This is a genomic window from Micromonospora sp. NPDC023644, from assembly GCF_040640115.1.
In the GTDB taxonomy this organism is placed as follows: Bacteria; Actinomycetota; Actinomycetes; order Mycobacteriales; family Micromonosporaceae; genus Micromonospora.
In genome coordinates this window covers 1-1,723 of the sequence record NZ_JBFABA010000114.1, presented here as the reverse complement: position 1 = coordinate 1,723, position 1,723 = coordinate 1, and the positions used below count along the sequence as shown (strand labels likewise).

Sequence of the window (1,723 nt, the reverse complement as noted above, 5' to 3'; positions counted from 1 at the left end):
CCCGTCACCGGCCGGCTCCCGCGCCGCCGCCGACCGGCGCGTCGGAGTCGGCCGCGCCGGCCGCCTTCGTCGCCCGCCGGCGCCGCTTGCGCGGCGGCGGCACCAGCCCGGCCAGGTCGCCGCCGGTGTCGTTGAGCCGCAGCAGGAACGGCCGCAGCGGCGTGTAGCGGATCGCCGTCACCGAGGCCGGGTCGGCCACGATCCGCTGGAACAGATCCAGGTGTACGCCGAGCGCGTCGGCCACGATCGCCTTGATCACGTCGCCGTGGCTGCACGCCAGCCAGACCGCCTCCGGGCCGCGCTCGGCCGTGATCCGGGCGTCCCACGTACGCACCGCGGTGACCGCCCGCGCCGCCATCGCCGCCATCGCCTCCCCCTCCGGGAAGACCGCGGCGCTCGGGTGCTGCTGGACCACCGGCCAGAGCGGCTCCTTGGCCAGCTTCTTCAGCGGCTGCCCCTCCCAGGCCCCGTAGGAGCACTCGATCAGCCCCTCCTCGGCCACCGGGGCGACCCCGGGCAACGCCAGCTCCAAGGTCTGCCGGCACCGGATCAGCGGGCTGGTCACCACCGCCGCGAGCGGCACCGCCCGCAGCCGCTCGCCGACCGCGGTCGCCTGGGCCCGGCCCGTCTCGTCCAACTCGACGGGCTGGCGGCCAGCCAGCCCGCCGTCCGCGTTCGCGGTCGTCCGGCCGTGTCGCAGAAGCAGAAGGGTCGCCACGGAACCACCCTATGGCCTGCGCCGGACGTCGGTCGTCCGCTGGCGTGCCTGGGGTGGCCACGGTCGTGGTCCCCGGGTCGCCGCCCCGCCGGTCATCGGCTGGTTGCGTGCCGTCGTGGTGGGGGTGTGGCCCGCCGTACCCGGCTCCGGGCGGTCAGGCTTGATCCCTACGCCGGGGCACGGCGGGCCACACCCCGTCCCTGCCGCTCGCCGCCCTCGCCTCACTCTCCACCCCGGGCCATGCCCGCCGGTGATCAGGGCGGCGTGTAGGTTTCCCGGCCGTTGTGGGGTGCATGGCGTTCTGATCACGGCCGGTTGGTTCACGGTCGGTGTCCCCATGATCCGTTGACGTCGTCCCGGGCGGAGGGCCGCGCGGAGCCCGGCGCAGCGTCAACCGATCATGAGTGCCGACCGGCGACACCGGTGCTCCTGGCACGAACCGCCCCGCCACGGGCCGTCCCGTACCAAGGTCCCCACCGGTCGCGCCTCGACCGCGGTGCGAATGGTGTCCGGTTGCGTGATGGGTGTCGGGTGCAGCATCGGCGGGCGGGCGTCATCGCGTTCCCGATCGGGGCCGGTGTCCGGTTTCGGGGTGTGACCGGGGGCATCGTGGCGGCGGAATCGTGGCCGGGGCGGGGTCGTTACACCCTGCGTACGACCGAGCAAGGGCGCGCCGCTGCATGGGTGGTGGGCTGGGGCCCGGAATGATGGCGGGCCGGCGGTCGTTACACATGGTCCGGCCGACGTGAGGGCATCCCCCGCCCCACGAAGCAGCCCGGATCCTTCGGCCGACACGGCCAATCTGATCCCCGGCCGACAGGGCCGATCTGATCTTTCCTTCGGCGAGACGCCGGAGATCCCCTGAGTTGTTCATGAGCGCCGGACGGTGCTTGCGCCCGCACAAGCCGAATCCCCCTTCGGTGTGGGTGCCGACCCCCGAATGGAGCACATCTGATGAACACGTTCATTCGTAACAGCGTTCTTGGTATCGCCGGTCTGGCGTTC

At 73.3% G+C, this 1,723-nt stretch carries 1 protein-coding gene; it reads right to left on the bottom strand.

Annotated elements, in window-relative coordinates:
* Window positions 1-4 precede the first annotated feature (4 nt).
* Complete coding sequence (locus AB0G08_RS30120) at window positions 5-718, bottom strand: MSMEG_4193 family putative phosphomutase (protein WP_358094356.1); 714 nt, start codon at window positions 716-718, stop codon at window positions 5-7.
* Window positions 719-1,723: the final 1,005 nt, after the last annotated feature.